Source organism: Nocardioides marmorisolisilvae (genome assembly GCF_003725775.1).
Taxonomy (GTDB): domain Bacteria; phylum Actinomycetota; class Actinomycetes; order Propionibacteriales; family Nocardioidaceae; genus Marmoricola; species Marmoricola marmorisolisilvae.
Map to the genome: position 1 here is coordinate 447,295 of NZ_RJSG01000002.1, position 20,582 is coordinate 467,876.

The 20,582-nt window shown below is 70.8% G+C and carries 20 protein-coding genes; 9 read left to right on the top strand and 11 right to left on the bottom strand.

Annotated features, from left to right (window positions below; genetic code table 11):
* Positions 1-7: 7 nt before the first annotated feature.
* The 3 genes from EFL95_RS05890 to EFL95_RS05900 form a co-directional block, all read right to left on the bottom strand.
* A complete protein-coding gene (locus tag EFL95_RS05890; protein ID WP_123233118.1) occupies positions 8-517 on the bottom strand; it encodes a hypothetical protein in 510 nt (169 codons plus the stop codon).
* Positions 517-1,122: an RNA polymerase sigma factor gene (locus EFL95_RS05895; protein ID WP_221176336.1), complete on the bottom strand. Its 606-nt coding sequence runs from the start codon at positions 1,120-1,122 to the stop codon at positions 517-519. The genes EFL95_RS05890 and EFL95_RS05895 overlap by 1 nt, the downstream gene beginning before the upstream one ends.
* A gap of 173 nt (positions 1,123-1,295) precedes the next feature.
* Positions 1,296-1,733, bottom strand: a complete 438-nt coding sequence (locus EFL95_RS05900; RefSeq protein ID WP_123233120.1) for a hypothetical protein — start codon at positions 1,731-1,733, stop codon at positions 1,296-1,298.
* Between the two features lie 73 nt (positions 1,734-1,806).
* On the opposite strand from EFL95_RS05900, the gene EFL95_RS05905 reads away from it, so the two are divergent.
* Both EFL95_RS05905 and EFL95_RS05910 read left to right on the top strand, forming a co-directional pair.
* Positions 1,807-2,199 (top strand): DUF5709 domain-containing protein, encoded by a 393-nt coding sequence (locus tag EFL95_RS05905; RefSeq protein WP_123233121.1) that lies wholly within the window; start codon positions 1,807-1,809, stop codon positions 2,197-2,199.
* A 5-nt stretch (positions 2,200-2,204) separates the two neighbouring features.
* Positions 2,205-2,948, top strand: coding sequence for a dienelactone hydrolase family protein (locus EFL95_RS05910; RefSeq protein WP_221176337.1), 744 nt, complete (start codon positions 2,205-2,207; stop codon positions 2,946-2,948).
* Here the strand turns inward: EFL95_RS05910 and EFL95_RS05915 are convergent.
* From EFL95_RS05915 to EFL95_RS05925, 3 genes are all read right to left on the bottom strand, one after another.
* Positions 2,945-3,289, bottom strand: a complete 345-nt coding sequence (locus EFL95_RS05915; protein ID WP_123233123.1) for a hypothetical protein — start codon at positions 3,287-3,289, stop codon at positions 2,945-2,947. The two genes, EFL95_RS05910 and EFL95_RS05915, sit on opposite strands and share 4 nt — an antisense overlap.
* A gap of 105 nt (positions 3,290-3,394) precedes the next feature.
* Complete coding sequence (locus EFL95_RS05920) at positions 3,395-4,294, bottom strand: crotonase/enoyl-CoA hydratase family protein (protein ID WP_246004824.1); 900 nt, start codon at positions 4,292-4,294, stop codon at positions 3,395-3,397.
* Complete coding sequence (locus EFL95_RS05925; RefSeq protein ID WP_123233124.1) at positions 4,291-5,448, bottom strand: LCP family protein; 1,158 nt, start codon at positions 5,446-5,448, stop codon at positions 4,291-4,293. Before EFL95_RS05925 ends, EFL95_RS05920 begins: the two co-directional genes overlap by 4 nt.
* 65 nt (positions 5,449-5,513) lie before the next feature.
* Between EFL95_RS05925 and EFL95_RS05930 the strand changes: the two genes are divergently transcribed.
* The 3 genes from EFL95_RS05930 (at position 5,514) to EFL95_RS05940 (ending at position 10,682) form a co-directional block, all read left to right on the top strand.
* Positions 5,514-6,008 (top strand): acyl-CoA thioesterase, encoded by a 495-nt coding sequence (locus tag EFL95_RS05930; RefSeq protein ID WP_123233125.1) that lies wholly within the window; start codon positions 5,514-5,516, stop codon positions 6,006-6,008.
* 64 nt (positions 6,009-6,072) lie between these two features.
* Positions 6,073-7,512 carry an LCP family protein gene (locus EFL95_RS05935; protein WP_123233126.1) on the top strand — a complete coding sequence of 480 codons (1,440 nt, stop codon included), beginning with the start codon at positions 6,073-6,075 and terminating at the stop codon, positions 7,510-7,512.
* A gap of 224 nt (positions 7,513-7,736) precedes the next feature.
* Positions 7,737-10,682 carry an FG-GAP-like repeat-containing protein gene (locus tag EFL95_RS05940; protein WP_148044988.1) on the top strand — a complete coding sequence of 982 codons (2,946 nt, stop codon included), beginning with the start codon at positions 7,737-7,739 and terminating at the stop codon, positions 10,680-10,682.
* Here the strand turns inward: EFL95_RS05940 and EFL95_RS05945 are convergent.
* Positions 10,667-11,317 (bottom strand): TIGR03089 family protein, encoded by a 651-nt coding sequence (locus EFL95_RS05945; protein ID WP_148044989.1) that lies wholly within the window; start codon positions 11,315-11,317, stop codon positions 10,667-10,669. The genes EFL95_RS05940 and EFL95_RS05945 overlap by 16 nt on opposite strands.
* Positions 11,318-11,373: 56 nt before the next feature.
* Between EFL95_RS05945 and EFL95_RS05950 the strand changes: the two genes are divergently transcribed.
* Positions 11,374-12,450, top strand: a complete 1,077-nt coding sequence (locus tag EFL95_RS05950) for a mannose-1-phosphate guanylyltransferase (RefSeq protein WP_246004825.1) — start codon at positions 11,374-11,376, stop codon at positions 12,448-12,450.
* Between the two features lie 15 nt (positions 12,451-12,465).
* Here the strand turns inward: EFL95_RS05950 and EFL95_RS05955 are convergent, their stop codons facing one another.
* The 4 genes from EFL95_RS05955 to cofD are packed head-to-tail and all read right to left on the bottom strand — an operon-like array spanning position 12,466 to position 15,991.
* Positions 12,466-13,206, bottom strand: a complete 741-nt coding sequence (locus tag EFL95_RS05955; protein ID WP_123233129.1) for a DUF3105 domain-containing protein — start codon at positions 13,204-13,206, stop codon at positions 12,466-12,468.
* A gap of 11 nt (positions 13,207-13,217) precedes the next feature.
* Positions 13,218-13,955 carry a DUF3105 domain-containing protein gene (locus EFL95_RS05960; protein WP_123233130.1) on the bottom strand — a complete coding sequence of 246 codons (738 nt, stop codon included), beginning with the start codon at positions 13,953-13,955 and terminating at the stop codon, positions 13,218-13,220.
* Positions 13,956-14,015: 60 nt separating this feature from the next.
* Complete coding sequence (cofE, locus tag EFL95_RS05965) at positions 14,016-14,978, bottom strand: coenzyme F420-0:L-glutamate ligase (RefSeq protein WP_123233131.1); 963 nt, start codon at positions 14,976-14,978, stop codon at positions 14,016-14,018.
* On the bottom strand, positions 14,975-15,991 hold the full coding sequence (gene cofD / locus EFL95_RS05970) for a 2-phospho-L-lactate transferase (RefSeq protein WP_123233132.1): 1,017 nt from the start codon (positions 15,989-15,991) through the stop codon (positions 14,975-14,977). Before cofD ends, cofE begins: the two co-directional genes overlap by 4 nt.
* 206 nt (positions 15,992-16,197) lie before the next feature.
* Here cofD and EFL95_RS05975 point away from each other — a divergent pair, with 206 nt between their 5' ends.
* Genes EFL95_RS05975 through EFL95_RS05985 form a run of 3 tightly spaced genes read left to right on the top strand, consistent with a single transcriptional unit; the run spans position 16,198 to position 20,579 of the window.
* Positions 16,198-16,452: a WhiB family transcriptional regulator gene (locus EFL95_RS05975; RefSeq protein ID WP_123233133.1), complete on the top strand. Its 255-nt coding sequence runs from the start codon at positions 16,198-16,200 to the stop codon at positions 16,450-16,452.
* A gap of 60 nt (positions 16,453-16,512) precedes the next feature.
* On the top strand, positions 16,513-19,269 hold the full coding sequence (locus EFL95_RS05980; protein ID WP_123233134.1) for a glycosyltransferase family 2 protein: 2,757 nt from the start codon (positions 16,513-16,515) through the stop codon (positions 19,267-19,269).
* Positions 19,266-20,579, top strand: coding sequence for a DUF5719 family protein (locus EFL95_RS05985; protein ID WP_123233135.1), 1,314 nt, complete (start codon positions 19,266-19,268; stop codon positions 20,577-20,579). The genes EFL95_RS05980 and EFL95_RS05985 overlap by 4 nt, the downstream gene beginning before the upstream one ends.
* Positions 20,580-20,582: the final 3 nt, after the last annotated feature.

Below are 20,582 nucleotides of genomic sequence, written 5' to 3' on the forward strand. Positions count from 1 at the left end.
CGGAACCTCAGATCCAGAAGGGAGGGGTGACCAGCGGACGGCTGCCGCTGGGATCCGAGATGAAGGTGAGTCGACATGCACCGGTCGGCGTGACCGGGAACTCGAAGCGGCCCGAGTCGCTGACCCGGGTCTCGTCGCTGGTGCTGTTCTTGCCCATCGAGGTCAGGTGCACCGTCATCGGCTGGGCCGGGAGCACCCAGCCGTCGAGGCGGGCCTGACGGGCGCTGCGGGAGATCCGGACCTGGACCCGGAAGCCCGGCCCGAGGTACTCCAGCGACCAGGTGCCGACCTCGTCGGGGGCGCGCAGCATGGTCACCGAGCGGACGCCGGAGAGCTCCTTGTCCCACTCGACGAGGGTGAGCAGCTCGGCGTCGAGGTCGTTGGTCTCGATGCGGGCGAGCACGCCCTCGGAAAGGTCCTCGGGCGGCGGGTCGAGCACGTCCCAGAGATCGGAGATCGCGTCGAGGAGCTCGGCGTCCGCTGCGGACTCCTCCGGGGTGAGCGGTTCGTCAGCCATCACACCGCTCCTTCCGCGAGCAGCTCGACGCGCAGCTTGTCGAGGCAACGGGCCCGGGTCGGGCCGATGCTGCCGACCGGCATGTCGAGGGCGTCGGAGACCTCGGCGTAGTCCGGACGTGGGCCTGCGGCCAGCATCCGGAGCAAGGCCTGGCAGCGCTCGTTGAGCCGGGTCAGGCAGGTGCGGAGTCGGGCGTGGTCCTCACGGAGCACGACGCCGGCCTCGGGACCCTCCATGCTGGGCAGCGACCAGCCGAGCGAGTCGTCCTCGGTGGCGAGCTCGCGGCGCAAGTTCTTGCTGATCTTCCAGGCATCACGGCGGGCCGTGGTGCACAGCCAGCCGGCGACCGCCATCGGGTTCGCGATGGTGTCGGCCTTGTCGACGAGGGCGAGCCAGGTGCTCTGCACGACGTCCTCGGCGCTGGCGCGGTCGAGGCCGGTCGCACGCACGACGTGCCACAGCGTGGGGGAGAGCAGGCGCACCAGCTCGTCGAGAGCCTCGCGGTCGCCGTCCCGCCAGGCCGTGAAGGCGGCCGCGGACGCGCTCCAGCGCGCGCCCCCCTCGGCGCTCTTCTCGGTGCCGGAACCTTCGGAAATGGTGACCACGCCCCCAACGAGGCACCTGCGGTGCCGGTTGATACATCCAGCGCAAAATCTAGTGCGTGCTGAACGTGAGGGGCCACTGTTTCTGCGGTGGCTGGCGAGGTGGGCGACGACCGCCGTGGGTCCAAACCCGGGCATATCCCCGCAGGTGCCCGAAATCCTCCGCACGGCGGCCGTCAGATCCAGAAGGGCGGCGTGGCTGGGTGCCGCCCTGGTCCATCGGTGGCGAAGCTCATCCGGCAGGCGCCGGTCGGCGCGATCGGGAACTCGAAGCGGCCGCTCTCGCTGACCTCGGCCTCCAGGATCGTCGGCTTGTGCAGCAGGGTGCTCAGCAGGACCTTCACGGGTCGCGCCGGCGACATCCACCCGTCCAACCGGGCCTGCCGGTTGCGGCGCGCGATCCGCAGCTGCACGTGGAACCCGGGCCCGAGGTACTCCAGCGACCAGGTGCCGACCTCGTTCGGGGTCTGCAACATGGCGGTCCGCACGCTCTCGTGGTCGTGCATGACCAGGGTCAGGTCGACGACGTTGTCGTCGCTGACGTCAGCGGGGTGGGCGACGTCCAGGGCGTTGGCCCACTCGGTCGTCCTCTGGGTGGCGGGGTGCTGGCTCACACCGGTCAAGAGGCGGAGCCGAGGGGGTTGATACATCTCGGTTGAGACTCGGTGTCCCGGGTATTGCGCAGGCATGACGGAGGACCAGCTTCAACCCGAGGACACCCTGGAGGACCGGGGTGTCGAGGACGTGCTCGACGAGGGCTACTCGCCCCCGGACCGGGAGCCGGCGAACCTGCGCCGCGATCCCGGAGCGGAGCCGAGCCTGGACGACCGGCTGGCGGCGGAGGAACCCGAACCCGACCCGTACGCCGAGGCGGACCACGACCCGGGGCGGGCCGACCCGCGCGCCGGGCGGTTGGTGGCGCCCGATGAGGGCTTGGCCGCGGACACCGAGAAGGACTCCGTGGCCGAGGACGTCGGGATCGACGGAGCCGGCGCGAGCGCCGAGGAGGCCGCCGTGCACGTCGTCGAGGAGGACGAAGTCGGACCCGAGACAGAACCGGACCGTGGTCCTCTAACCTGACGAGCGTGACCACCTTCACCATCCCGGTCGGCACCGCCTCGGTCGAGGCGTTCTCGGGCCGACCTGACGACGATGCCGACCACCCGGGCGTCCTGTTCCTCGCCGACGCGATCGGACTCCGGCCGCAGATCCAGACGATGGTCGACCGGATCGCGTCCTGGGGCTACGTCGTGCTGGCTCCCCATCTCTTCTTCCGCACCGGCACCGTGGCCGAGCTGGCACCGAGCGGAGACCTGAGACAGCCCGGCGAGCGCGAGAGATTCTTCGCGACGGTCGGCCCCCGCATCGACGACCTGGCTCCCCGGGACGGAGTGGACGACGTGGCGGCGTACGTGGAGGCACTCCGGGGGATGCCCGGCGTTGCGCCGGGGCCGGTAGGGGTGACCGGCTACTGCCTCGGTGCCCGCATCGCGACCCGGGCCGCCGCACTGCACCCGGACGACATCGCCGCGGTCGGAGGCTTCCACGGCGGTCGCCTGGTCACCGACGCCGAGGACAGCCCGCACCTCGGACTACTGCAGGCGCGCGCCGAGTTCGTCTACGGGCACGCCGACAACGACGGGTCGATGCCGCCGGAGGCCGTCGAGGCGCTCGAGGCCGCGCTGACCGGCGCAGGCCTGGCGCACAGCAACGTCATCTACCCGGACGCCCCGCACGGCTACACGATGGCCGACACCTCGATGTACCAGGAGGCCGGTGCCGAGCGGCACTACGCCGAGCTGCGCGACCTGTTCGCCCGGACCCTCTAGACCCAGAACGGCGGCGTCAGGATCGGCCGGTCGCAGGTCTCGGTGACGAAGGCGAGTCGGTAGCCGCTGCCGGCCCGGACCCGGTCGAACTCGAAGTGGCCGTTGCTGCTGACCACCGCCTCCTCGTGCGCGTCGCCGTTGCCGACCGCGACGAGGAAGACCCGGGCCGCCGTCGGCGGCGAGATCCAGGCCGAGATGTGGCCGCGACCCCCGCGCGCGGTCACCCGAAGCTGGACGCGGAATCCCGGGCCGAGGTAGTCGAGCGTCCAGGCGCCGACCTCGACCGGGCGGACGTCGGCGCGGTTCGTACCCCGGTTCTCGACGAAAGCTGCTGCAGCCATCACGCGTCCTCCTGCTCGGTGTTTACACCGTCATCGTGGAACGACTCGCGTGAAAGCGCTGTCTCGCCGGTCACCCCCTGCACGTGACGCCGGACACGCCCCCGATCAGGGGTAGATCTCGGGGGTCTCGCTCGCCTTGCCGGTGAACACCGGGTCGCGCTTCTCCAGGAACGCGGCGACCCCCTCCTTGCCGTCGCCCGTCGAGGCGTGCCACATCGCGAGGCTGTCGGCGCGGTGGGCCTCGATCGGGTGGTCGGCGGCGGAGTTGCGGTAGACCATCTGCTTGGCCAGCGCCAGGGCGACCGGTGACCGCCCGACCACGAAGGTGCGGGCGAGCGCGTACGCCGCCTCGAGCAGCTCCTCGGGCTCGTGCACCGAGCGCACCAGGCGACCGGCGAGCGCCTGCTCGCCGGTCATGATCTCGGCGGAGTAGATCCACTCCAGCGCCTGGGCGGTGCCGACGATCCGGGGCAGGAACCAGGTGGAGGCCGCCTCGGGCACGATGCCGAGCTTGCCGAAGACGAAGCCGATCCGCGCCTTGGTGGAGGCCAGGCGCAGGTCCATCGCCAGAGTCATGGTCGCGCCGATGCCGACCGCCGGTCCGTTGATCGCGGCGATCACCGGCTTCGGGCAGGCGTGGATGGCCAGGGTGACCTTGCCGCCGGTGTCCCGGACGCCGGACTGGAACGGCTCCTCGGTCAGCCGGTCGCGCAGGTCGGCCGGCGTCGGGTTCGCGTCCTCGTCGAGCCCGAACACGTTGCCGACGGCCGAGAGGTCCATGCCGGCGCAGAAGGCGCGGCCGGCCCCGGTGACCACGATCGCGCGGATGTCGTCGTCGGCCGCGGCGTCGAGGAAGAACTGCTCCAGCTCGACCGCCATCGTCACCGTGAAGGAGTTGAGTGCGTCGGGACGGTTCAGCAGCAGCGTCGCGATGCCGTCGGCGTCGATGTCGACCGCGAGGGTCTCGAACTCGTAGGTCACTGGGTCGGTCACTGGGTCGGTCACTGGGGCAGTCCTGTCGGTGAGCAGAGGTTGCGGGGGATGTGGTCGGTCTTGTCGGTCTTGATGCGGCGCATCAGCGCCAGGGCCCGGTCGCGGTCCCAGTGCACCGCGAGGTCGCGGATGGGCATCGAGCAGGTCAGTCCGCTCTTGCCGTTGACCTGGGTCATCGCACGGGCGAACTTCGCCATGTCGATCACGCCGGTGCCGTCGCTCACCTTGAGCGAGTCGGTGGCGGCGTTGATCAGGTCGGAGTAGCGGAACGGGTTGAGCACGCTCCACGGCGACTTCACCTTGTCGCCGATCGCGCTGACGACCTCGCGCTGGTGCTTGGCCCGGCTGATGTCGCCGAGGGCCGGGTCGCTGTGCCGGGACCGCGCGTAGGCGAGCGCGGTGATCCCGTTCACGTGCTGGCAGCCGGCGTAGATGTGCAGCCCGGCCTTGCGGTCGAACATCCGCCGGGTCGGGCAGACGGTGATGCCGTTGACCGCGTCGACCGCGTTCACGAACCCGCCGAAGCCGATCTCGACGTAGTGGTCGATCTTCACCCCGGTGTCCTGCTCCAGGGTGCGGATCAGCAGCTTCGCGCCACCGTAGGCGAACGCCGCGTTGATCTTGGTGGTGCCGTGACCCGGGATCGGCACCAGGGAGTCGCGGGGGATCGAGAGCAGCAGCGGCTTCCCGGACCCGATGTGCAGCAGCATGATCGTGTCGGTGCGCTGGCCGACGTCGCCGCCGGTGGTCAGCTGCCGGCGCTGCTGGGCGGTCAGTCCCGCGCGGCTGTCCGAGCCGACCAGCAGGTACGTCGTACCGGGCTGGTCCGCGGGACGGGTCGAGGCCGCGGGGAACGCGTTGACCTTGTCGACCTTCTTCCACGCCAGCGTCGGGACGGCGACGAGGTAGGCGATCCAGGCCAGCACCAGCAGCAGCACGACCTTCCCGTACGGGAAGCGGCGGCGCTTGCGCGGAGCGGTTCCGGGCTCGGGCTGGATGCGCCGGGGGCCGCCCGGCGGGAGGTCCGGAGCGGCCGGGTGCGTGCGCGGGTCGGGCCGACCGGGGATCACCTGCGTTTCCTCGACCTCGTCCGCGGGCGGGGTCGAGCCGTGCTTGAGCCCGTAGAGCCAGTGGTACTCCGGCGAGTCTTCAGGGCGGTCCGGCATGCGCCCGAACCTACAGGGACCAACGGTGCGAGCCACGCGACGCCCGCGTGACTACGCTCACCCGCATGGAACCGCTCCCACCGTCCTACGGACGGGTGACGCTGACGCTGCTGGCCGGTCAGAACCACGTGAACCTGCTCGGCAACGTGCACGGCGGCGAGGTGATGCGCCTGGTCGACTCGACCGCCGGTGCGGCGGCGGGACGGCACTCCGGCGGGCCGGCGGTGACCGCCGCCATGGACGAGATGGCCTTCCTCGCCCCGGTCAAGGTCGGCGACATCCTGCGGGCCACCGCTCAGGTGAACTGGGCCGGGCGCACCTCGATGGAGGTCGGGGTCCGGGTGGAGACCGAGCCGTGGAACCAGGCCGGCACAGCACCGGTGCACGTGGCCTCGGCGTACCTGGTGTTCGTCGCCATCGACCCGGGTGGGGCGCCGCGGGCGGTGCCGCCGCTGGCACCGGAGACGCCGGACGAGATCCGGCGCCTGCGGGAGGCGGAGATCCGCCGTGCGCACCGGCTGGCGAGCAAGGCCGAGATCCTCGAGGGTCGGGCGCACTAGGGCACGAGAAACCGTTCGGCGCGCCTCACAGGAGTGACGCGTGTGACTGGTGATACTCGCTGTCATGCAGTCCGCCCTTCCCCCGGACCACCGCGCTGCCCTCGGTCGGATCCGCTTCCGTCGCGCCGTGGCGCTGATGCTGATGACGCTGGTCCTTCCCGGTTCGGCCCAGCTCGCCGCCGGACGCAAGGAGGTCGGGCGGATCGCGATGCGGATCTGGTTCTCCGTGCTGCTCATCGGTGGACTCGTGTTCGCGCTGGCGCTGGTCTCGCACAGCTTCGCCTTCTGGTTCTTCCTCAACCCGTTCTGGCTGGGCATGATCCGCTTCGTGCTGATGGGTCTGGCGATCGGCTGGGCCTTCCTGTTCGTCGATGCCTGGCGCATCGGTGAGCCGCTGGCCCTGGCGCAGAAGCAGCGGCTCGCGATGGTCGGCATCAACGGTTTCCTGTGCTTCTCGGTGGCCGGCTCACTGCTCTTCGCCTCGCACCTGGTCAACGTCAACAAGGACCTGATCACCAACGTCTTCAGCAGCGGCAAGGCGACCGACGCCACCGACGGGCGCTACAACGTGCTGCTGCTCGGCGGTGACTCGGGCAAGGGCCGCTGGGGCCTGCGCCCGGACAGCATCACCGTCGCCAGCATCGACGCGAAGACCGGGAAGACGATCCTGTTCGGTCTGCCGCGCAACATGCTGAACTTCCCGTTCGCCAAGGGCTCGATCATGGCCGAGCAGTACCCCGACGGCTACAACTGCGGGATCACCTGCGAGCTGAACTCGCTGGCGACCTGGGCTGCCGACCACAAGGCCTTGTTCAAGGGCATCAAGAACCCCGGCGTCGAGGCGACCACCGAAGCGGTCGAGGGCATCACCGGTCTGAAGATCAACTACTTCGCGATGGTGAACCTCAAGGGGTTCCAGCGGATGGTCGATGCCGTCGGCGGCGTCACGCTCAAGGTTCGTGACCGGATCCCGATCGGCGGTGTCGGAGGACCGGTCACCGGCTACATCGAGCCCGGCACCCGCAAGCTGAACGGGCACGACACGCTCTGGTTCGCCCGCTCGCGCGAGTCGGCCGACGACTACTCACGGATGGCGCGGCAGAAGTGCGTGATGAACGCGATGCTGCACCAGCTCTCGCCGGAGAAGGTCGTGCTCAACTTCGACAAGATCGCCTCCGCGAGCGCGGCCCTGATCACCACCGACATCCCGCGCAGCGAGGTCGACCACTTCATCTCGCTGGCGCTGAAGGCTCGCGGTCAGGCGGTCCGGACGATCTCGTTCGTCCCGCCGCAGATCGTCACCGGAAAGCCGGACATCGCCAAGATCCACCGGATGGTGAATGCCGCGATCCACCCGGCGAAGAAGTCGAGCGGGAAGTCGCACTCCGGCACCACCAAGAAGCCGACCACCAGCACCGACCAGGGCACCACCGGGGGAGCGATCGGCAGCATGCACGCCGGGTACGCGGCCAACCAGGCCAGCGACCTCGGCTCGGCCTGCTGACCTGCAAAACCTCAGCCAGGACCCGCTCCGCCCGATACGGGAAGGAGCGGGTTCTGCATTTCTGCGGGCTTTTCAAAATGTCGACAGGAAATGCATTTAATTACATCCATGTAATTCAGGAATTACAGGTTTGTAATTAGGAGGAATGTCTTGCGTAACGCATGTTACTGATGTGAATCTTGGGACTCGTGTGAATTACTTCCCCCTCACATGGAGTCTTTTCAATGCGTTTGACCCGAGCTCGCTACGTCACGATCTGCCAGCAGTTCCTGGTGACTGCTGCCGTCGTGGCCGTAGGGCTGTCCGCAGCCGGCGTGATGACCCTGCAGATCGTCGCGCCGGAGAAGCGCGCCCCGGAGGCGTCCTCGCTGACCCCGGCGGTGCAGGAGTCCGAGGCGTACGTCGCCACCCGGCCGGTCGCCCCCCAGGTGCGCGAGGTCAAGATCGCGACCCCGAGGACCCGGACCGCGGCGCGGGCGACCCTGTCCCAGACGATGCTGTCCAAGCCGACCGCCGTGCACGGCTACGCGACCGTCGGAGTGACCTGGAAGCCGGGCACCAAGCTCGGTGAGGACCAGATCAAGGTGCAGGTGCGCACGGCGCGCAACGGCACCTGGTCCGGCTGGCAGACCGCGGCGTACCACGACGACCACGGCCCGGACGCCGGCGAGGCCGAGGGCGACCGTCCCGAGCGGCCGGGCACCGACCCGATCGTGGTCGGCAACGTCGACCAGGTCCAGATGCGCGCGGTCACCCACGGTGCCCCGGCGCCGGCCGACCTCGAGCTGGCCGTGATCGACCCGGGCACCAGCAAGGTGGTCGAGCAGCCTGCGGCCATCGACACCTCGAAGCTTCCGGCCTCGGATGCCGGAGCCACCAGTGCGGCTCCGATCTCCTCGACGGCCCGGATGGGGGGAGGCGGATCGGCTGCGGCCCATGGGGATGGGGCCGCAGCCGATCTGAACCTCGCTGCGATGCGGACGGCGCCGAAGCCGTTCATCTTCTCCCGCGCCCAGTGGGGCGCCAACGAGAGCCTGCGCGACAAGAGCTCGCTGCACTACGGCACCATCAAGACCGGCTTCATCCACCACACGGTGAACGCGAACAACTACACGCCCGAGCAGGTGCCGGCGCTGATCCGCGGCATCTACGCGTACCACACGCAGTCCCGCGGCTGGTCCGACATCGGCTACAACTTCCTGGTCGACCGGTTCGGTCGGATCTGGGAGGGCCGCTACGGCGGCGTGGACCGTCCGGTGGTCGGCGCGCACACCCTGGGCTACAACGAGTACGCGTTCGCGATGTCGGCGATCGGCAACTACGACATCGCCGAGCCGCCGCAGGCCGTGCTCGTCGCCTACGCCAAGCTCTTCGCCTGGAAGCTGTCGCTGTACGGCATCAAGGCCGACGCGACCCACCTGTGGGTCAAGGACCGCTACCTCAACGCGATCAACGGGCACCGCGACGTCGGCCAGACCGCGTGCCCGGGGCGCTACCTGTACGCCAAGATCCCCGAGATCCGTGCGATGGCGGCGCAGATCCAGAACGACTCCCAGCTGACCGGTGACCCGGTGAACTGGCCGGTGCTCCCGGTCCCCGCCGGATCGGCGAGCCCGACCCAGGCGCCGGCGCCGGCGGTCGACCAGCCGACGATCTCGTTCCCGTCCCGGACCAGCCTGGCCGGCGAGCGCTGGCCGGACCTGATCATCAAGTCCCCGACCGACATGATCCGCGTCGTCCCGACCCACGGCATCCGCACCTACAAGAGCCGGGTGGTCAGCAAGGGCGTCTGGTTCAGCAAGGACGTGATCGTCGCGGTCGGTGACCTGACCGGCGACGGCAAGTCCGACGTGCTGGCTCGGGACGCGAAGACCCGCCAGACCGCGGTGTACCGCGGCGACGGGCAGGGGCACGTGTCCACCACGGGCATCGCCAGCACCGCGAAGTTCAAGGACCTCAGCACCCTGATCGCCGCGCGCGACTTCAACGGCGACGGCAAGCTCGACGTGCTCGGCAAGTCCCGGGTGACCGGCGGCCTGGTGCTGTTCCGCGGCACCGGCGGCGGCAAGTTCGCCCTGGGGAGGACGATCGCCAAGGACTGGACCTACAGCGGGACCACCGCGGTGGGCGACTTCAACGGCGACAAGTACCCCGACCTGATGGCGATCTCCGGGGGCAACACCGTCTACCTGTTCCCGGGTCGCAAGGGCGGGCTGTCGCTCGGCCCGAAGGTCCAGGTCAAGAAGTCGGTCACGCCGCTGATCGGCCTGCTCTCCTGGGGCGACCTCACCGGCGACGACCACACCGACGTGATGGCCCGCGCTGCCGGTACCGGCCTCGGCACCATCCTGTCCGGTGCGGGAAGCGGGAAGTTCGGACAGACCTGGGGCTCGTTCTCCGGCTTCAGCACGCTGAAGAAGACCTCGATGGCGCCGATGGTGGGCACCGCAGCGGCGGACGTCGTCGGTCGGGACTCCCAGGGACGCCTCGTCGTGGTCGCCAACAGCGGCAAGCGGAACATCACCAGCTCGCTCAAGGCCAACCTCCAGCTGCCGGCGGCCAGCCAGGTCATCAACGTCGGCGACTGGGACCGCAACGGTCGCAGCGACGTCATCATCCGCAGCTCCAGCAGCGACCTGCTGGTCTGGTACCCGGGTCACGCGGACGGCACCTTCGGCCGCGGTCACTCGCTGGGCAAGGGGTGGAGCGGCGTGCGCAACCTCTCCGCCGTCGGCGACGTGACCGGTGACGGGTACCCCGACCTCATCGGTCGGATCGGGACCGGGCCCTGGGAGATCTTCCCGGGCTACGGCACCAAGGGGTTCAAGGCCCCGCGCGTGGCTCCGGCCTCGCTGCGGACCTTCAACCAGATCGGGACGGGGGCGTGGAAGCCGCAAGGTGGCGCCGCGCTCCGCTCGACCAACAGCTCGATCGTGCCGATGGTGGGCAGCACGGTCGGAGACGCCCTGCGGGCGGCAAACGGCAGTGTGGACACTGCGTACGACTCGTACGTCGGCCTCGGTGATGTCGACGGTGACGGGATCGCAGATGTCCTGGCCAGGGAAAAGGGAACCGGCACGATCTGGTTGCTCCCGGGGAAGACGACCGGCGGGTTCGCCCCCCGGTTGTGGGTGGCAAACGGATTCGCTGGATATCAGCTGATCGGCTGATCCGTCCGCAGGACAGCAGTGGCCCGCTCGTTCTGGGAGCGAGCGGGCCACCCGCTGTCGTCCAGGTTCCGCACCAGCACCAGGGAACCGGTGCCGGCCAGCAGGCCGACCAGCAGCGCACGGCCCTCCTCGCCCAGCGGGTCGAGGTCGGTGAGCACCCGGCGGTCGTCGGGCACGACGTCGCCGAGCTCGGTCGGCTCGATCGGGGAGAACACGTCGCTCTGCCCGGCCCAGAGCACGCCGTGGTCGAGCACGCCCGGGGGCAACGGCTCGGTGAAACGGGTCGCGAACGGGTGCAGCGCGCAGGCCATCGTGGTCGAGGCGAGATTCCCGCCGAGTCCGTCGGGTCCGACGATCGCCACCGGTGCAGTGCCGTCCAGGGACAAGCCGCAGCTGAGCAGGCCACCGAGGAAGACCGTGCCGAGCCAGTGCGGCGGCAGGTCGATGCGCAGGTCGTCTCCGGGATCGAGCATTAGCTCGTCGGCGAACAGGTTGGCCGTCTTCGAGACCCAGTTGGCCCAGGTCTTCACCGACAGCTCGGTCCGCTCGCCGGTGCTGTCGTCGTAGTAGGTGACGAAGGGCTGCCCGGGGTCGGCCAGCAGCCGTCGCTGGAGCAGGGCGGGCAGCGTGGTCACCCGCACACGCTAGGTCACCCGCCGACGGTCAGCCGCCTTGGGGCATGATGCGCGGCATGGCTGATGAGAACCTGTGGGCCGTCGTCCCGGCGGGTGGAGCGGGGACCCGGCTCTGGCCGCTGTCGCGCGCCGCGGCCCCGAAGTTCCTGCACGACCTCGGTGGTACCGGCCGCAGCTTGCTGCAGGCCACCTACGACCGCCTGGTGCCGCTGGTCGGCGACCGGCTGCTGGTCGTCACGGGGGCGGCCCACGCCGAGGCCGTCTCCGGTCAGCTGGACGCGCTGCCGACCGCGAACGTGGTTGCCGAGCCGAGCCCGCGCGACTCGATGGCGGCGATCGGCCTGGCCGCCGCGATCATCGAGCGCCAGGACCCGGACGCCGTGATGGGCTCCTTCGCCGCCGACCACGTGATCGCCGACCCGGAAGCCTTCCGCGCCTGCGTCAGCGAGGCCGCAGCCGTCGCCCGGACCGGGGTCCTGGTGACCTTGGGCATCGAGCCCGACTTCCCGTCGACCGGCTTCGGTTACATCCGGCTCGCCGAGCGCCTCGAGGACTTCCCGACCGCGCACGCCGTCGCCGAGTTCGTCGAGAAGCCGGACGCCACCACCGCCGCCGGCTACGTGGCCAGCGGGGAGTACCGCTGGAACGCCGGCATGTTCGTCGCCCGGGCGAGCGTCGTGCTCGACCTGCTCGCCGAGAACCACCCGGACCTGGCCGCCGGCGTCCGCGCCATCGCCGCCGACCCGACCCGGATGGATGAGATCTGGCCCGGACTCACCAAGATCGCGATCGACCACGCCGTCGCGGAGCCGGCGGCTGCTGCCGGTCGGGTGGCGGTCGTTCCCGGTGCCTTCGGCTGGGAGGACATCGGCGACTTCGAGGCGCTCTCGGACCTGCTGCCGGCGGGTGCCGACGGGATGAAGGTGCTCGGCGACGCCGCTGCGGTTCTGGCGATCGACAGCACCGGCCTGGTGGTCGCCGGGACCGGGCGGACCGTGGCCGTTCTCGGCCTCACTGACGTCGTGGTGGTCGACACCGGCGATGCGCTGCTGGTCACCACGACCGAGCACGCCCAGGACGTGAAGGCGGTCGTGCAGGCGCTCAAGGACTCGGGACGCTCCGAGCTCACCTGAGCACGGCGACGAGCCTTACGGGGCCCCAGCCTCCGGGGAGTCGGTGTTCGGGTACTTCTTGACGAAGCTCTCGATCACCTGGCCGCTGGTCTTCCCGCAGTACTCCCAGATGCCCTGCTGGTGGTCGCCCGACCCGGCCCAGTGGGTGAGCACCACGTGCTTCCCGTCCGGGAACGCCGGCCCGTCGGTCGACAGCCACGGCACCACGTTGATGTAGGTCGTGGTGCCGTCGTACTTGTCGGCGACCTTCTGCAGCTGCTGGTACTCGGTGCTGCCGGGCGTGATGGTCCCGTCGTACCAGATCAGCGTGTGGCCGTGCTCGAGGCTGTGCACCATCCGCTCCAGCTGCGGCCGGTCCGAGGGGGAGTAGAAGTTGCGGTACTCCGAGGCCTGCAGGTAGTTCGGCCAGTGCTGGCCGAAGGCCGGCGGGCTGGTGGGGTAGGTGATCGTGGTGCCGATCTTGACGTGGTTGCCGTCCACGCCGGAGCGCTGCTTGCCGGTCGGCGCCTTGGTGGTGATCGGGTCGCACTGGGCCTGCGGGGCCGGGACGCCGATCTTGTCCAGGCTGATCTTGTCGCTGCCGTCGCCGCCGTCGCTGAGGTACTTCCCGACGGCCAGCCCGAGGATGCCGACCACGACCAGGAGACAGACTCCCAGGATCGCCAGGCTGCGCAGCCGTTCCTTGCGCGCCTGCTCGGCGCGCATCTTCTCGACCATCGCGCGCCGCTCGGCGTTCCCGGGCTTGTTCTTGGCCATGGGTCAGACCGTCACATGAGTCCCGGCTCGGGGGACTGCTCGTTCGGCCACTTCTTGAAGAAGTCGTCGATCACCGCGCCGCTGACCTGGCCGCAGTACTGCCAGTTGCCGCGCTGGTCTGCCTCGTTCGAGGGGTCGCCGGCCTTGGCGCTCCACCGGGTCAGGGCGATGTGCTTGCCCTCGGGGAACGCGGCGCCGTCGGAGCTGTGCCACGGCACGGCGATGAACCGCTCGTTGGCGGACTTGTACTTGTTCGCGATGGTCTCCAGCTGGGCCATCTCGGTCTTGTCCTTCGCCGCGGTGTCGTCGTACCAGGCGATCGTGTAGCCGTGCTCCTCGTTGTGCACCAGGACCGCCACGTCGGGCCGGTCGTCGGTGTAGAAGGCGCGACCGAACGGCTCCGGCTGCGGGCGGTGCGGGCCGAAGGCCGGCGGCGCGTCGTTGTAGGTGATCGGCGTCGGCGCCGGGATGTGCGTCTGGTTCTTGTCGGTCTTGGTGGTCTTGATCGGGTCGCAGCTCGCGGCCGACGCACTCACCCCGAGATCGCGCAGGGACTGGCTGTTGAGCTTGTCCTGCTTGTTGTTGTCCTGGATGACCTTGACCACCGCGACGCCCAGCAGGCCGACCACGATCACGACGCAGACGCCGAGGATGCCGAGGCTGCGCATCCGCTCCTTGCGGGCCTGCTCGGCGCGCATCTGCTCCACCATCGCGCGTCGTTCGGTGTTCTTCGCGTTCTTCTTGGCCACGGCTAGCTCTCTGTCGTCGGGCAGGTCAGGACTGGTGCGTGTCGGGAAACCTGGGGAAGTCTACGAAAGCGGTGCAACGCGTGTCGCCGTCTCGGCGGATCCGTTGCTGTGAATCCCGGCCGGAATCCGGGGCAGCGCCTGCCAGCCGTGCGCCAGCAGCAGCAGGCCGAGCCGTACGTCGTCCGCGGCCACGTCGACCAGGACGCCGTCGTCGTCAGCCCGTGCCGCGAACCCGCAGGAGGCGAGTGCGTCGAGCAGGTCCCCGGTGGCGGCCGGCGCGCCGAAGCCGCGCCGGTCCCCGGCCAGGGCGGCGACGACCGCCTCGCGGCTGCCGAGCCCGAACATGTCGGACTCCGCCTCGCGCACCAGCGAGCGCGCCCCCGGGCCGTGCTCGCCGGCTAGGAGCACCAGGTCGCCCAGGCCGCGCAGCACGCACAACGGGCGGCCGCCGAGCTTGCCCGTGACCACCTCCGCGATGCCGGTGATCTCGTCGGCGACGGCAGGAGCGGTGACGGCCAGCTCGTTGCCGTAGTCGTCGGTGCGGCCCTCGAAGGAGATCAGCGGCTCCAGGCCGGCGGCGCCGATCGCCAGGTCGGTCTGGCCGTGCCGCCAGGCCCGGCCCGCGGTGTCGCTGACCAGCACCGCGACGTTGGTGCCGGTGCGCGCCAGCAGGTCCTCGCGGATCCGACGTGCGGTCGCGTCCGGGTCCAGCGGTAGCAGCACCAGCAGACCGGGCTCGACGTTCGAGGCGTCGATCCCGGCAGCGGCCATCACCAGGCCGAGGTGGTTCTCCACGATGCTCGTCGGTCCGCGGCGCGCCACCAGCCGGACGGTCTCCTCGCGGATCGCCTCGTCGCGGTCCCCGGGTACCACCCGGCCCTCGGCCTTGCTCACCACCTTGCTGGTGAGCACGACGACGTCGCCGTCGTGCAGGTCAGCGTGCTCGGCGACCAGTGCCGCCAGGTCGGTCCCGGCGACGACCTCGCCGATGCCGTCGGGGGCGACGACCTCGAGGTGGGTCACGGCGCCCGCGACCCGGCGAGGTCGATCGCCTCGGCGACCATCGCGGCGGTGGCGTCGTGGTCGGTCATCATCAGCGGCACCGCGCGGGCGCGGATGCCCGCGGCCTCGATGCGCTCCACCGAACCGGCGTCGACGGTGTCCACCAGCCAGCCGTCGATGACACCTCCGGCCGAGCGCGCGCCGTAGTGCTCGGCGACGCCGGCCGCGGAGCACTCGACCCCGATGATGCCGAGCACCTGGCGGGCCATCCCGCGGACGTGGTCGTCACCGACGATGCCGGAGACGCCGACCACCGGCGCCTTCGTGGCGCGCAGCACCTCCCGGATGCCCGGCACGGCGAGGATGGTGCCGACCGAGACCACCGGGTTGGACGGCGGCAGGATCACCAGGTCGGCGTCGGTGATCGCCTCCAGGACGCCCGGCCCGGGCTTCGCCTCGGTCGCGCCGATCGGGACCACCGAGTAGGCCGGGACCGATGCCTGGTGGCGGATCCAGTACTCCTGGAAGTGCACCGCGCGGCGCTCGCCGGTGTCCGGGTCGTCGATGGCGACGTGGGTCTCGATGCGGTCGTCCGACATCGGCAGCAGCCGGACACCCGGCTTCCAGCGGTGGCAGAGCGCCTCGGTCACCGCGGAGAGCGGGTAGCCGGCGTCGAGCATCTGGGTGCGCACCAGGTGGGTGGCCAGGTCGCGGTCGCCCAGCCCGAACCAGGCCGGCTCCACGCCGTACGCCGCGAGCTCCTCCTTGGCGTGCCAGGTCTCCTCGACGCGGCCCCAGCCGCGCTCGGTGTCGATCCCGTTGCCGAGCGTGTACATCACGGTGTCCAGGTCGGGGCAGATCTTGAGCCCGTGCAGCCAGATGTCGTCGCCGGTGTTCGCGATGACGGTGACCTCGGCCGCGGCGCCACTGGTCTCGATCAGGCGCAGCACGCCCTGGATGAAACGGGCACCGCCGACGCCCCCGGAGAGGACCGTGATGGAGGCGGGAACCGTCACCGACCGAGCTGCCGTCATGGGGAGAAGTGTGCCGCGCGGCTCAGAACCCGCTCAGGGCACCCCTCTTCCGGGGGAGAGCAATATCAGAGTTGGGCTTGACTTACGCGTAGCGACAGGCATGTAATCACATCAGTGTGGTTTTCAACGCTGACTCGCGTCGGTGAGGAAGATCACCCTCACACAAATCGCGGCCCGTCAGGGTCGCAGGGTCGAAGGGGAACATCATGCGCGAGCTCTACCTGCTCGAGGGGGACGCTGACGAGAGTGGTTGGCAGGAGCGTGCCCTGTGCGCCCAGACCGACCCCGAGGCGTTCTTTCCGGAGAAGGGCGGTTCCACCCGCGAGGCCAAGCGTGTCTGCCTGACCTGCGACGTGCGTGGTGACTGCCTCGAGTACGCACTCGGCAACGACGAGCGCTTCGGCATCTGGGGCGGTCTGTCGGAGCGCGAGCGCCGGAAGCTGAAGAAGCGAGCCGTCTGAGTCACACCCGGTGAGGCGGCCGTTCGGGGGATGAACGGCCACCACCTAGGCTGACCCCTCGTGAAGGTCACGGCTCTCCTTGTCAGCCACAACGGCGCCCGCTGGTTACCAGCGGTGCTCGCCGGGCTGGCTGCCTCGACCCGGAAGATCGACGCGATCGCTGCTGTCGACACCGGATCGACCGACGAGTCCGTCGACCTGGTCACCGCTGCCACCGGCCGCCCGCCCCTGGTGCTCGATCCCCGCACCCCGTACGGCGAGTCCGTCCGCGTCGCGCTGGCCAGCCTGCCGCCAGCCGAAGCGGACGAGTGGGTCTGGCTGCTGCACGACGACTCGAACCCCGCGCCGACGTGTCTGGAGAAGCTGGTCGAGGCCAGCGAGGAGGCCGGCGACCTGGTCGCGGTGCTGGGCCCGAAGCACCGCGAGTGGCCCTCGCTCAAGCGGCTGCTCGAGGTCGGCGTCACCCTGACCGGGACCGGCCAGCGCGAGACCGGGCTGGAGCGCGGCGAGTACGACCAGGGGCAGCACGACGAACAGCACCGCGTGCTCGCGGTCAACACCGCCGGCATGCTGGTGCGGCGCGAGGTGCTCGAGTCCGTCGGTCTCGACCCGCTCCTGCCCGTCTTCGGGGCCGACCTCGACTTCGGCTGGCGGGTCGCCCGTGCCGGTTACGCGACCAAGGTGATCCCGGAGGCGGTCGTCTTCCACGTCGAGGCCTCCCGCCAGGGCCGCCGCGACTCCGAGCTGGTCGAGCACCCGCGGCGCCAGGAGCGCGAGGGCGCCCAGTACACGCTGCTGGTCAACAGCCCGGCCTGGACGATCCCGTTCCGGTCCGCCCGGATGATCCTCGGCAGCCTGTTGCGCGCCCTCGGCCTGCTGCTGGTGCGCGCGCCGGGGGAGGCGGCCGACGAGGTCGCGGCGCTGCTCAACATCTTCCTGCACCCCGGCCGGGCGATCCGCGCACGCCGGGCCCGGGCCGGCACCGCCCAGGTCCCGCACGCCGAGGTGCGCCCGCTGCTCGCCCCGTTCTGGCTGCCGTACCGCCACGGCCTGGACTACGTGACCGACATCGGGATAGCGGTCGGGCACGCGGTGCGCGACCAGGCCGAGCGCCGTCGACCGCCCGGGGTCACCGACACCACCCCGTGGTTCCAGCGGCTGCTGCTCTCCCCGACGTTGTGGGCCACCCTGCTCGCGCTGGTGGCTGGACACTCCTACCTCTTCGGTGGTCCGCTCCACGGCGGCGCGCTGCTCCCGGTGCCCGACGGCGTCGGCCACTGGTGGAAGACCTGGGGATCGTGGCGCACGGACCTCGGCACCGGCTCGGACGCTCCCGGCCCGGCGTACCTGCTGCCGCTCGCGGTGGTCGCAACGTTGACGTTCAATCATCCCGAGCTGGTCGTCGACCTGATCTTCCTGCTCGCGGTGCCGGCTGCCTTCGCCGGCGCGCTCGGCCTGCTGCGCCGGATCTCGGTCGGCAACGTGGCCCCGTTGTGGGGTGCGGCGACGTACGGGCTGCTCCCGGTGCTCTCCGGCGCCGTCGGCCAGGGTCGCATCGGGGCCGTGGTGGGCGCGGCGGTGCTGCCGTGGCTGGTGCGCGCCGCGCTCGATCTCGGGGCCGAGGAGCCGGTCCGCCGCTGGCGCTCGGCCTGGCGCGTCGCGCTGCTCGCCGGGTTGCTGATCTCGTTCGTCCCGCCGGCGTGGCTGGTGCTGGTGCTGCTCGCACTCTTCGCCGTCGTCGGTGGTTTCGCCGAGGGTCGCAAGCCCGAGCTGCTGATCATCACCCTGGTGCCGCTGGTGCTGGTGCTGCCCTGGGCGATCGGCACCCTGCGTGCCCCTGGCGCCTGGCTCGTCGAGGGTGGCCGGGCGGCCTCGCTGCCGGCCGACCCCGCGCTCTGGGACCTGGTGCTCGGCCGTACCGGCGGCGTGATCGAGGCGCCCGGCTGGTTGGCGATCGGTCTGCCGATCGCCGCCGTGGTGGCCTTCATCCGGCCCGACACCCGGGCCAAGGTGCTGCAGGTCTGGGTGGTCATCCTGGCCGCGGCCGCCGTGCTCGCCGCCACCTCGCGGGTGCCGGTCTCGCTGCCGGGCGTGCCGGTCGAATTCCGGCCCTGGCCCGGCTTCCTGCTGATCCTGATCCAGGCCGGCTTCATCGCCGCAGCCGCCATCGCCGCCGACGGTGCGGTGAAGCTGACCGCCGACGCCGACTTCACCTGGCGCCAGCCCGTCGCCGCCGTCACCGTGGTGCTCGCGGTGCTCTCCCCGGTGCTGGGCGTGTTCTGGTGGCTGACCTACGGCGGTGACGGGCCGATGCACCGGTACGAGACGAACGCGTTGCCGACCTACATGCGCGAGCTGGCCGACGGCACCAGCAAGAGCGCGGTGCTGCGGATCACCGGCGGCCTCGAGCACGGGCTGGAGTACCAGGTGCTGCGCTCCGGCGTGCCCCGGCTCGGAGATGACGGCACGCTGTCCCTGACCGACCCCGATCCCAAGTTCCGGGCCCTCGTCGAGCGGTTGCTGTCGACCGCGGACGACGGCGACGCGGCGCTGCTGGCGTCGTACGGCGTGAAGTACGTGTACGCGCCCGCGCCGGTGGCCGACGTGGTCAGCGGCGGGTTCGACGCGGCGAACGACTTCGGCAGCGCGAGCGCGCCGCTGCACGCGCGCGCGTGGGTCGTCCAGGTCGACCCGAGCCTGACCTCCGTCGCCGACCAGCGCGCCTGGCTGCGTCCGGCGTGGGTCGCGACCTGCGTGATCGGCTGGTTGGCCTGCCTGGTGCTGGCCGCCCCGGAACGCCGGAGGCGACGCCGATGAGCACGCCCACGCCAACCCGGCGCGGCAACGCTGCGCGTCGCCCCGCGGCCATCGGCATCATGCTGGTCGGCCTGACCTTCGCCCTGCTCACCCTGGCCGGGACCACCCCGCTGGGCATCGGCCGGCCGGTGGACGATCCGCCGCGGGTCAAGCTCGACGAGCGGGTGTTCTCCTGCACCGGCGGGCTCGGCGCCGACCGCGTCCTGAGCGGCAACCTGGACACCGGCCTCGCCAAGAACCGCACCGTCCGGAGCAAGCCGTTGCGGATCGTCGCGGACCGCACGGTCGCCCGCGGTGCATTCGCGGGCCAGGAGTCGGTCGTGGGCAAGAAGCTGGCCTGGGTGCCGTGCCCGGAGCCGCACGCCGAGTGGTGGTTCGCCGGCGGCGGCAGCGCCGAGATCACCCACGACACCGTGCTGACCATCACCAATCCCCGTCCGGGTGCGGCGGTCATCGACGTGGACGTCTACGGGGACGACGGCGCCGTCACCGCCCCGGGCCTGCACGGCATCACCATCGGCGGGCGCTCGACCCGGGTGGTCGACCTGGGGCGATCCGCACCGACCTCGGGCAACGTCGCGGTCAGCGTGATCGCGAGCCGCGGCCTGGTGGCCGTGACGGCCGCGGACACCTTCGCCCCGGGCCTGATCGGGAAGAAGGTGCAGGAGTGGCTGCCGCCGCAGCCCGCTCCGTCCAAGACGCTCGTGCTCGCCGGTCTGCCCTCCAAGCCCGGCCTGGCGGCGCTCACGCTGGTCAACCCGGGCAGCACCGAGGCGATCGCGAAGCTCGAGGTGATCGGCAACCACGGAACGTTCAGCCCCGAGGGCCTCGCCCCCGTGACGGTGCCGCCGGAGTCGGTCACCACGCTGCAGATCGCCGACGTCATCGACGGCAGCCCGATGGCGATCCGGATCACCACCGACGGACGGGTCACCGGAACCATCCGGACGACCAAGGCCGGCGACACCTCGTTCGCCACCGGCGTCCAGGCGCTCCGGGACAGCACCTCCTTCGGCCTGCCGCAGGGCACCGGACGTCTGGTGCTCTCCTCGCTGGGCGAGGCGGGCTCGGTCAAGGTGACCGGGTACGACTCCCGTGGGCACGCGGTGCTCACCCGGACGGTCGCGGTGGAGGCGGGCACCAGCGCCGCGGTCAAGCTGACCTCGCAGGTCCGCTACGTGCAGCTGGTCGCCGACCGTGCGACGGTGGCCGGCGCGTTCTCGATGAGCCCCAAGAACGGCATCGCCGCAGCCGGCATCGCGCCCGCGATCCGGTCGACGCGGCTCCCGGCCGTCCGACCGGGCTGGTGAACC